Origin of the sequence: Blastomonas sp. CCH1-A6, from assembly GCF_001556365.1 — a bacterium.
In the GTDB taxonomy this organism is placed as follows: Bacteria; Pseudomonadota; Alphaproteobacteria; order Sphingomonadales; family Sphingomonadaceae; genus Blastomonas; species Blastomonas ursincola.
Genome location: NZ_LSIS01000373.1, coordinates 1 through 9,632 on the forward strand (window position 1 = coordinate 1; position 9,632 = coordinate 9,632).

Consider the following 9,632-nt stretch of genomic DNA (forward strand, 5'->3'; position numbering starts at 1 on the left):
TTCCAGCAGTTCGCCCGCCACGCTCTGGCCGCGAACGACATTGGCATCGACGTCCGAATAGCTGCCCGAGATACCGAGCACCACGCCATCGCGCGGCAGATATTCGAAACCGCCGGTGATGAAATAGCCGTCGAAGAAGTCGCGACGACCGGTGGTCAGCGCCGTCGGCATCGCCGTGGATTTGCCGTTGATGTAACCGCCGCCCAGATACAGCGCAAAGCTGCTGTCGAGCGAGGTCGAATCGGTCACGGCAGCTTCCTGGCCATCCTGTGCAGCGGCAGCCGCAGCCATCGCGCCCGGAAGCGCCATGCCGTTGGTGGCAGTGGCGGCGATGCCCATCGGCTGGCCGATCATCGCGATCGTGCCGCCCATGTTGCCGGACAGAGCCGACTGCATGCGGGTGCGGTGGAAGCGCGAGCTGGCCGACAGCATGGCTTCACCGATGTTCAGACGGGCCGATTCGGTGAACGGAGCCAGCTGCTCGAACGTCGCCTGGATCTGGGCGGCCGACATCAGGTCGGTGCGCAGATACACGTCGGCGAAGGTACGCTCGGCGCTGCGGTTGCTGTCCAGAATGCCCGCATAGGAGCGCTGCACGGCCGAACCGCTGGCGATCACGTTGCGGTACAGACCTGCGGTGATGCGCATGTCGACGGCATTGGCGCTGGTGGTCAGCACCGGCGTCAGGATGGCGCTGATCGGAGCGGCGGAGTTGAACGCCGCCGTGATCGCGCCGCCCGTGGTGACGATGCGGTAGGTGTCGCCATTCTTGATCGTGTAGCCGGACACCGGCGAGACGATCACGCGGCCACCCAGGCTGGCTGCGCCGGTGATCGCCAGGCGATCCGACACGCCGTTGCCGACATCGACCGCAAACTGCGTCGCCGAGGACAGCACGGCGCTGCCGTCGATGGTCAGCGTGCCGATGCTGCCGACGCCGCCCGGCGCGATCGTGCCCATGATGCTGGTGACGAACGGCGCCTGGATGGTGCCGGTGCCGGTCAGCAGGCCAGCCGCCAGCGTGTAGTCACCCACCGAGCGCAGGCGACCGTTGACGTTGACGGTGCCACCCGTCTGGGTGACGTCGATCAGGCTGGAGAGGTTGCCCGCAGCAGCGATGGTGAGGCCGGCGGTGTTGGCCACGGTCAGGCGGTCGATGGTGACGACGCTCGACAGCGTGGTGGTGCCGGCGGCGCTCAGGGTCACGTCGAAATAGCGACCGGCCACGCCCGTGCGGTTGTTGGGGTTGATGTTGTTGGGCACGAAATTGGTCGCACCCGGCAGACCGTTGGCCAGCGTCGCGGTGGGCAGCGGACCGGTGCGGAAGATGCCGCTGCCGTTGCGCTGGGCTTCTTCGGCCAGCTTCTGCAGCGCGGCCAGGCTTTCCGCGCTGGCGGCTGCGCTCAGCGGCGTGCCGAGATCAGCCGTTGCGAGCTGGTTCTGCAGACCAGCCACGGCATTGTCGCCCGTGCTCAGCGAGTTGATCATGTCCGCGCGGGTCAGCGTGGTCACGGCCGCTGCCGGGGCAGCCTCGGTCGCGGTGGCGGCAGCGGCGGGGGTTGCCGCAGCAGCCTCGGTGCCGACCGTGGTGTTCAGCGCCACCTGTTCTGCACCGCCGCTCAGCTGACCGTTGAGGTCGGCGCGGCCGATGCCCGAGACCACCGCTGCACCATCGGTGGTGCGAGCGGGCGGCGTGAAGTCGCGGCGGGTCGCCAGATCACGGCACTCGTTGAGGCCGAGGCCCTGGATACAGACCTGGCCGAAATCGGGATCACCGCCGGCAATGCCGAGGCCCAGACCGGTCGGGATGCCGTTGACCACCTGGCCGCTGGCATTGATGATGTTGTAGTTGGGGTCGAGCGTCGTCACCCAGCGGCTGGCGTCTTCCCAGTTGCCGTTGCCGGCGGCTGCGGTGACATAGCGATAGGGGTTGGTCGCAGCGATATAATCCCAATAGAGATAGAGCGGCTGGTAGAAGCTGGTCGTGCCATAGCTGCTGAACGCCTGCGGGCCGAAGAAGCGGCTGCCGCCCGACAGCACGCCGATCTGCAGGTTCTTGGTCGACAGCGTGTTGCGCGATGCGGTGAGGATCAGCGGACCGCCCGAGTCGCCACCTGCGGTGGTGCCTTCGCCGGGAAGCGCATCGTCGCGGTGGATGTTGATGTCGAACTGATTGGCACCAGCAGTGCCGCGACGCGGATCGTCAAAGTCCAGATTGTAGAGGTTCTGGCCGAGCGGCGGCGTTCCGGGCGCGGCAGGACCGAACAGGAAGTCGTTGCGGTCGTCGAGCGAGGCGAGCGCGCCCAGCATGTTTTCCGCAGCACGGCGGCGGAAGTCGACACCCTGCGTAGCGCCTGCGGTGCCGTTGCCCGAGCGGCCATAGCCGGTGATGGTGACGTGATAGCCGGTGCCGCGAACCGGATCGATCGTGGTCGGGGTCGGCAGCGGCGAGAACAGCAGCGCCCAGGTGGGGATGCGGGCAGCCGGCGTATCGAGCGTCGCCAGCGCGATATCGGCTTCAAGGAAGCCGAGCGCCTGCGGGTTGAGCAGCGAGCGCGGATCGTACTGGATCTGGCTGATGTTGAATACGTTCAGCGCGGAATTCGAACGGAACGCATTGGCGGCCCAGTTCTGGAAACCGGGGCGCGCGTCGACATTGAAGGAGAAGGCGGCCGGAACGGTGCCGTCGATGCTGCTGTAATCGGTCGCGAGGCGATCGTTGACGCAGTGCGCGGCGAACAGCACGGTGCGCGGATTGATCAGCGTGCCGGTGCAGACAAAACCGTCGTTGCGGAAGAACATGCCAACGCCGTTCACGCCGCCCGCATTGTCGATAATCTGCGTCGGGGTCTGGTTGTTGTTCGGAACAATGGCGAGCGCCGGAGCGGAAGCCAGCGCGACGGCCATCGCCGTTGCCGCGGTTCCGCCCAGAATTGCCTTGTGAAGGTGGGAGGTCTTGAAGGTCATGAATTTCCCCTGATCAACGTTTTGTTGATCGGGGAAATTAGCTGGAGCGGAACGAAAGGCAACGCAGGCCGTTGAAGTGCGTTCCGATTGTGGCGATCTGTTGCCGCTTTGACACATTTTGTTACAGAAACGGCATGAAAACGGCCCCGACCCCCCAGAATGAGGGGGTCCGGGGCCGTTGAGTAATCGTGCGGACGATTACTTGCCGAGCGTTTCGGTGAGAAACCAGGCACGTTCCTGCGCCTGATCGGTCCAGTCGTCTACGATTCCGTCAGTGGCATTGTCCCCGGCCTGTCCGGCGAGTTCCTTGACCTCGCGCAGCTTGGCGACAAAGGCGAGATTGTCGTCGCGCAGCTCCTTGAGCATCGCTTCGGCCGACACGCCCGACTTGTCATTGTCGGCAATCGAGCTGCGGCGCGCGATATCGCCGATCGAGGTCAGCGTGCGGAATCCGTTCTTGCGCACGCGCTCGGCAATCGCGTCGGTAATGGCGAGGATCTGCGTCGCCTGATCATCGAGCAGCAGGTGATATTCGCGGAAATGCGGACCCGCGACATGCCAGTGGAAATTCTTGGTCTTGAGGTACAGCGCAAATCCGTCGGCCAGCAGACCGTTCATCGCTTCGGCCAGTGCCTTGCCGGCATTGTCGCCCTTCTTGTTTCCCATGACGTGCTCCTGTTCTTGCTGCGGATGCGGCTAACATAGGTTGGTTTTGTGCGATTCCCATGGCGATTTGTCGGTTCGCGCCGATGCAGCGGGTGTTTGGCTCACACCAGCCCGAAGGCGCCGAGCGCGAGCGCAAGCCCGATGGCGGTGATGACCAGCCCGGCAGCGATCCGCGCCGGGCGGATGGGCCAGGCGGCAAGCCGCTCCTGCCAGATGATCGCGGGCATGAGTCCCAGCACCGTCCCTGCCCAGCCACCGATTAGCGGCCAGACCCAGTCATGGCTGCGCGCGGCGGTCGCCGCGACGATGAACTGCCCCTTGTCGCCGAACTGCAGGATGAACAGGCCGAGCATTCCGGTGAGCAGCGGCCCCGTACGCCATCCCGGCAGCGTATCGACCGGCCGCCGTGGAGCGAGCATGCCGAGCCCGGCAAAGAGCAGCGACAGCGCATAGAACAGCCGAAGCGCATCGAGGCTTATCCAGGTTCCGACCACGACGCCGCCCAGTGCGCCGATCAGCGCCATCAGCCCGCAGGCCAGCGCGACGCCGATCGTCAGCAGCACGGGCCGGGCAAAGCGCTGGCCCAGAGCGGCGCACAGCAGTTGCGCGCGGTCGCCCGTCTGAACGATCGCGGTCAGCAGCAATGTGGTGAGAAAGGCTTCCATCCCTGCCGACGTTAGCGCCAATCAGCGCACGCCGCGCACCGCAATCGAGGCCAGCATCGCCGCGCGCATCTCGCCATCGCCCGAATCGCAGGCGATCGCCTCGTCCATCGCATCGAGATAATGCGCGGCCATCGTCCGGCTCCAGCCTTGCGCAAGCAGATGCTCAAGGCCGTGCGCTAGATCGCTCACGCAAGGCAGCGCATTGACCTCTGCCATGTGCCGCATCTTGCCCAGCTCGCGCTGCAGTTCGGTGCGTGCGACGCGGCGGGCGAGCGCACGGATATGCCCGGCCTGCATGCGCAGTTGCTGGCGCGCGAGCTTCAGCCGGTCCTGCGCGGGGTCCGAAGGCGAAAACTGCTGCATGGCGATCCGCTCCTGCAAGGCACCGGCCTGCATTCGGCCGGTCTTGCACAAGGTTCGCACGCATCAGTTAATTTTCGGGTAAGCGCCTTTTGCGCCGCAGCGAGCCGGCCCGGAACGCCGCGCTGCTTGACAAGCCAGCGCCCATCCGGCATGGGCCGCCTTCACGTTTGAAGGGCGGCCGCATGTGCCGCTCTTTGTGTTTGTGATTCTCTGCAGGGCCCGGCAGCCGCCGTTTCCTGCACCCGATTTCTAACCCGAAGGAACAGGTCATGGCCAAGCCAGCCACCGTCAAGATCCGCCTGGTCAGCACCGAAGGCACCGGCTTCTTCTATGTCACCAAGAAGAACCCGCGCAACATCACCGAGAAGATGACCTTCCGCAAGTACGATCCCGTCGCGCGCAAGCATGTCGAGTTCAAGGAAGCCAAGATCAAGTGATCTTGTCCGGTCTGTGACGATGAACCGGCGATTCAGCGCCGGTTCAATCGCAACGGACCAGGGGTTTCGGCGTATTTTCCGCTTTATGGAAGCCTGATCCCGATGCTGAACCTGCCGATGAAATCCGTTGCCGCCGCGCTGCTCGCCAGCGCGGCGATTGTCGTGCCTGCCGCGCTGCCCAGCGCCGCGATCGGCCAGGCCGCAACCCAGGGCGACGAGCTGGCGCAGGTCTCGCGCCACCTGAAGGCGATGCAGTCGCTGCGCGCGAACTTCACCCAGACCGACCGCAGCGGCCAGACGCTCAGCGGCACGCTGACGCTCAAGCAGCCGGGCCGCATCCGCTTCGAATATCAGAAGGACGCGCAGCTGCTGATCGTCAGCGACGGCCGCGCGCTCACCATGATCGACTATCAGGTAAAGCAGGTTCAGCGCTGGCCGATTCGCAACTCGCCGCTCGGCGCGCTGCTCGATCCCAGCCGCGACCTCAGCCGCTATGGCAAGGTCGTGCCGACAGGCGACCCCAATGTCGTCAGCGTCGAGGTGCGCGATCCCAAGCGCCCCGAATATGGCGTCATCACGCTGATCTTCACCCGCAGCGGCTCCGCGCCGGGCGGCCTGTCGCTGGTCGGCTGGGTCGCGCTCGATTCGCAGAACAAGCGGACGACCATCCGCCTCTCGGGCCAGCAGTACAATGTCGCCGTGGCGGACACCGCCTTCGCCTGGACCGACCCCCGCGCCAAGGGCCCGCGACGCTGATCGACCCGCAAGCTGAGCGCGTCGCCTCGCTGAACTAAGCACTCCCTCCCCCTTGATGGGGGAAGGCAGCGAGACTTGGCGACAAAGGAGCCTAGTCGCAGCGGTGGGGGTGAGGGCGCGTCCGGACGCAGCCTTTGCGCCCGTTAACCCTATGGCTTCATCCCGCACCATCATCCCTAACCCACCCTACCCCATCAAGGGGGAGGGCTTTCGATCGTGCATCCTTTCTCGTCACCCCCGCGGAGGCGGGGGTCCCGCTTGTCTTTCACCAGCACAGCAAAAGCGGGATTCCCGCGTTCGCGGGAATGACGAAGGTCTTTGGAGAAAATCGCACTCGCCCCCTGACGAACCGACGCGCGCCATCGACGAACTGCGAAAGATTCTCAAATCCGTTCACATGGGAGAAAGCCTTCTCCCGTTAGAACGGTTTTCGAAGACGGCGACGAGGTTTCCCCCTGTTACCTGGTCGAACCACCGGCTTCACCCAAGCGTGACGAACGCAACAAAGAACCCTCGTTCCAATGCCCCCGGGACGAGGGTTTTTTGCGGCCTGCCTAACGTTTAGGGCTTGGGTTAGAAGGAATCGCTGGCTAGAGCCTTGCCCATGGCTGCCCCTCTCAAAATCGCTTCGTGGAACATCAACTCGGTCCGTTTCCGGCTCGCCTCGGTGCAGCGGTTCCTGGCCGAGGAGCAGCCCGACATCCTGTGCCTTCAGGAAACCAAGGTCATCAACAACGACTTTCCCGAAGGCCCCTTCCGCCAGCTCGGCTATAATTTCCAGAAGCTTCACGGCCAGCCGATGCACCATGGCGTAGCGATCATCAGCAAGATGCGGCTGAGCGACGACAACCGGCTCGACTGGCAGGCCAATGGCGAGGCGCGGCATATCGGGGTGAGCATCACCGGGCCCCTGGGCGGCACGGTGCGGCTGGAAAATGTCTATGTGCCCGCCGGCGGCGAGATTCCCGACCGCGATCTCAACCCCAAATTCGGCCAGAAGCTCGATTTCCTCGAACGCATGACGCAATGGTCGCGCGGGCTGGACGGGCGCACGATCATCCTGGGCGATTTCAACATCGCCCCGCTCGAATCGGACGTGTGGAGCCACAAGCAGCTGATCAACACCGTCAGCCACACCGCGATCGAGATCGAGCGGCTGAAGGCGCTGCAGGACGCGCATGGCTGGGTCGATATCGGCCGGAAGTTCTATCCGGCGCCGCAGCGGCTCTACACCTGGTGGAGCTATCGCGCGCGCGACTGGTCGGTATCGGACAAGGGCCGCAGGCTCGACCATATCTGGGTCTCGCCCGATCTGGTCGAGGCGGTGAAGAGCCACCGCGTCGTCGAGCCGTGCCGCGGCTGGGCGCAGCCGTCCGACCATGCGCCGTTGATCAGCGAGTTCCTGTTCTGATGGCACGCGCCTCGGGGGGAGCGCGATGAATGCGCGTGCTGCGGCCCGGGCGCTCGATGCGCTGGCCCGGGGCTGGGACATCATCTTAGAGAGCGAAACCGGCAGGCTCGCGCTGCGCCCGGTCGAGACCGGCGGCGCACCGTTGGGCACGGGCCGCAAGCTGCTGATCTCCGCCGCGCGCGCGATCACGCTCAAGCTCGCCAACCAGAAAGAGGCCGCGCGCCCCGATGCGCCGGTGCTGATCGCGGTGCCCGGCGCGCTCGACAGCGCCCGCGCGATCGCGATTGCCGATCCCTCGCTCGATCTTGCGCAGCCGATGAAGGGGCCGTTTGCAGCCCAGCCCCTGCCCGCACCGCAAGCTGCCGAAGCCGCGATGCAGCTCGCGCGGCTCGCGGGATTGCTGCCCGCCTATCACTTGCTGGGCGATGGCGAGGTCGATTTCGACGCTCCGGTCGTCACCCCCGCCGATGTCGCCGCCTATGCCGACCCGGCGCAGCTGCGCATCGCCGCGCGCGCGCGGCTGCCGGTGAGCGCCAGCGAGAGCGCCGAGATCGTCGCCTTCCGATCGGACGCCGATTTCCACGAGCATGTCGCGCTGATCGTCGGCACGCCCGATGGCAGCATTCCGGTCGTCCGGCTGCACAGCGAGTGCCTGACCGGCGACGTGTTCGGCAGCCTCAAATGCGATTGCGGGCCGCAGCTCAACGGCGCGCTGCATGCGATGGCGCACGCGCGCTGGGGCATCCTGCTCTATCTGCGCCAGGAAGGGCGCGGCATCGGGCTGATCAACAAGCTGCGCGCCTATCAGCTGCAGGACCAGGGGCATGACACGGTCGATGCCAACAACCGGCTGGGCTTCCCCACCGATGCGCGCGATTTTGCGGTGGCGGCGCAGATGCTGAAGGCGCTGCGCGTGCCCGCCATCCGGCTGATGACCAACAATCCCGAAAAGCAGGCGGTGCTCGCCAGCCTGGGCGTCGAGATTGCCGAGCGGCTGCCGCTGCAAATCGAGGCCAATCCGCACAATGCGCGCTATTTGGTGACCAAGCGCGACCGCACCGGCCATCAGCTGTGAACGACACTGTCCGCGTCGATACGGCAGCGCTGACCGTCAGCTTAAGCGACTGGACCGTGCCGTGCACCATCGGCCGCAGCGGCGCCTGCTCCGCCGAGGCCAAGCGCGAGGGCGATGGCTGCACGCCCAAGGGCAGCTGGCCGATCCGCGCCGCGCTGTTCCGCCCCGGCCGCAGCGTCCCTCCGCCGGGCTTCGCGCTGCCCTGGCGCTGGACGCATGCTGCGGACGGCTGGTCCGACGACCCCGCCGACCCGGCGTACAACCGCCCCGTCCGCCTGCCGCACGGCTTCAGCGCCGAAACCCTCCAGCGCGAGGACATGCTCTACGACGTGGTGCTGGTGCTCGGCCATAACGACGCGCCCCCGGTACCCGGCGCAGGCAGCGCGATCTTCTTCCATTTGTGGAACGAGGCGAAGCCTGCAGCAGAGCGCAGCACCGAAGGATGCGTGGCCATCGCGCGCGCGGATATGGAGGCGTTGCTGCCGATGCTCGGGCCGGGGATGGTGCTGGAGATCGGGTGAGCGGGGCTGGGCGGGGTTTGGAATGTCCGCTTTTAATGGGTTTTCCGTAAGCGCCTTATGGCGGGCGTTGGGTGGATTTGTACCGGGAAGCTGTTTAGCTTGCCGCTATGCGAACCCACTTAGAATTCCGATCAGATGATCTCTTTGATGCTCAAATCAGCTCTGACTTGCCACAAGGTAAAAAGGTTGCAGACCTGTTGAGATCCATGCTGCCCAGTGTCGGATTTGAGGTCGAAGACCTAATTTTGGAGGACTGGGGATGGTCGGTCAGATTGCGTCACGATCCATTCCCGCTCTGGATCGGCTGTGGTTCGTATCCGGAATATGAGGACGGCTTCTTGTGCTTTATCGAGCCATCAAAGCCGTATGTACGGAAGTGGCTCAAGCGCATACCGACGCAGCAAGCTGTTGAGCGACTTGGGGATGCCGTCGAGCGTATCCTGCGAGGCAGCAAAGGCGTTCGCGGCTTGCGCTGGTGGACTGAAGCAGAGGTACAGCAAAGGTAATCATCTGCTTCGGGGTCTTTTTTGCACAGTAGTTTTCGTCCATCTCGGCTCCTTAGCCGCCCCCTCCGCTCAGCCTGAGCTTGTCGAAGGCCCCGCGATACGACCAGCGTGGGCGCGGGTCCTTCGACGACGCGGGCTGACGCCCGCTGCTCAGGATGAGCGGGCGTGGGTGAATGGGTGACCTTGGCGAGACGGATGAAGGCCGGCCACTCACGGTAAGACAAAGCGCCTTCCCCGCTCTGCAAGGGAGGGGTTAGGGGTGGGT

At 65.2% G+C, this 9,632-nt stretch carries 9 protein-coding genes; 5 read left to right on the forward strand and 4 right to left on the reverse strand.

What is annotated here, in order from left to right:
• The 4 genes from AX735_RS17525 to AX735_RS17540 all read right to left on the reverse strand — a co-directional run.
• Window positions 1-2,967, reverse strand: a 2,967-nt coding sequence (locus AX735_RS17525) for a trypsin-like serine protease (RefSeq protein WP_066282771.1), incomplete at its 3' end; no start/stop codon positions are given.
• A 198-nt stretch (window positions 2,968-3,165) separates the two neighbouring features.
• Entirely contained in the window at window positions 3,166-3,633 is a 468-nt protein-coding gene (locus AX735_RS17530) for a Dps family protein (protein ID WP_066282774.1), read from the reverse strand.
• Between the two features lie 101 nt (window positions 3,634-3,734).
• On the reverse strand, window positions 3,735-4,298 hold the full coding sequence (locus AX735_RS17535; protein WP_066282780.1) for a TMEM165/GDT1 family protein: 564 nt from the start codon (window positions 4,296-4,298) through the stop codon (window positions 3,735-3,737).
• A gap of 21 nt (window positions 4,299-4,319) precedes the next feature.
• Complete coding sequence (locus AX735_RS17540) at window positions 4,320-4,694, reverse strand: hypothetical protein (protein ID WP_066282782.1); 375 nt, start codon at window positions 4,692-4,694, stop codon at window positions 4,320-4,322.
• A gap of 236 nt (window positions 4,695-4,930) precedes the next feature.
• On the opposite strand from AX735_RS17540, the gene rpmG reads away from it, so the two are divergent.
• The 5 genes from rpmG (at window position 4,931) to AX735_RS17565 (ending at window position 8,861) form a co-directional block, all read left to right on the forward strand.
• Complete coding sequence (gene rpmG, locus AX735_RS17545; RefSeq protein ID WP_023839125.1) at window positions 4,931-5,098, forward strand: 50S ribosomal protein L33; 168 nt, start codon at window positions 4,931-4,933, stop codon at window positions 5,096-5,098.
• Window positions 5,099-5,215: 117 nt separating this feature from the next.
• Window positions 5,216-5,854 (forward strand): LolA family protein, encoded by a 639-nt coding sequence (locus AX735_RS17550; RefSeq protein ID WP_066282800.1) that lies wholly within the window; start codon window positions 5,216-5,218, stop codon window positions 5,852-5,854.
• Between the two features lie 604 nt (window positions 5,855-6,458).
• Window positions 6,459-7,265 carry an exodeoxyribonuclease III gene (locus AX735_RS17555; RefSeq protein ID WP_066282784.1) on the forward strand — a complete coding sequence of 269 codons (807 nt, stop codon included), beginning with the start codon at window positions 6,459-6,461 and terminating at the stop codon, window positions 7,263-7,265.
• Window positions 7,266-7,290: 25 nt separating this feature from the next.
• Complete coding sequence (gene ribA, locus AX735_RS17560; protein ID WP_066282787.1) at window positions 7,291-8,340, forward strand: GTP cyclohydrolase II; 1,050 nt, start codon at window positions 7,291-7,293, stop codon at window positions 8,338-8,340.
• Window positions 8,337-8,861: a L,D-transpeptidase family protein gene (locus AX735_RS17565; protein WP_066282794.1), complete on the forward strand. Its 525-nt coding sequence runs from the start codon at window positions 8,337-8,339 to the stop codon at window positions 8,859-8,861. Before ribA ends, AX735_RS17565 begins: the two co-directional genes overlap by 4 nt.
• Window positions 8,862-9,632: the final 771 nt, after the last annotated feature.

Excerpts from the sequence above, each read along its gene's own strand:
- AX735_RS17530 (WP_066282774.1), bottom strand. The coding sequence starts at position 3,633 with ATGGGAAACAAGAAGGGCGACAATGCCGGCAAGGCACTGGCCGAAGCG.
- AX735_RS17535 (WP_066282780.1), bottom strand. The coding sequence starts at position 4,298 with ATGGAAGCCTTTCTCACCACATTGCTGCTGACCGCGATCGTTCAGACG.
- AX735_RS17540 (WP_066282782.1), bottom strand. The coding sequence starts at position 4,694 with ATGCAGGCCGGTGCCTTGCAGGAGCGGATCGCCATGCAGCAGTTTTCG.
- rpmG (WP_023839125.1), top strand. The coding sequence starts at position 4,931 with ATGGCCAAGCCAGCCACCGTCAAGATCCGCCTGGTCAGCACCGAAGGC.
- AX735_RS17550 (WP_066282800.1), top strand. The coding sequence starts at position 5,216 with ATGAAATCCGTTGCCGCCGCGCTGCTCGCCAGCGCGGCGATTGTCGTG.
- AX735_RS17555 (WP_066282784.1), top strand. The coding sequence starts at position 6,459 with ATGGCTGCCCCTCTCAAAATCGCTTCGTGGAACATCAACTCGGTCCGT.
- ribA (WP_066282787.1), top strand. The coding sequence starts at position 7,291 with ATGAATGCGCGTGCTGCGGCCCGGGCGCTCGATGCGCTGGCCCGGGGC.